Annotated in this window: 1 protein-coding gene; it reads left to right on the top strand. The window is 48.9% G+C overall.

The genetic code is table 11. From position 1 onward, the window contains the following. The coding region (locus OGV65_RS00120; protein WP_286454473.1) for a DEAD/DEAH box helicase family protein at positions 1-229 on the top strand (229 nt) is incomplete at both ends.

Here is a 229-nt window from a genome sequence, read left to right as displayed (position 1 = left end):
GTTGTTGTCGGTATCAGCGACCTGAAATATCCGGCGACCACGAATGCTAGCAGCCTCGTCAAAGCGTTTAATCAGCCGGATATTTTCGGCAGTGATAAGCCGCCTTATATGAACGTGGTGTTTTCTACCTACCACTCTGTTGAGGTCATCCATCAGGCGCAAAAGCTGGGTTTTCCTGCATTTGATTTCATCATTTGTGATGAAGCTCACCGGACCACAGGTGCGACCT

Source organism: Citrobacter sp. Cb004, assembly GCF_030337065.1.
Classification (GTDB): domain Bacteria; phylum Pseudomonadota; class Gammaproteobacteria; order Enterobacterales; family Enterobacteriaceae; genus Citrobacter; species Citrobacter braakii.
This window is presented reverse-complemented; position numbering and strand designations above follow the sequence as displayed.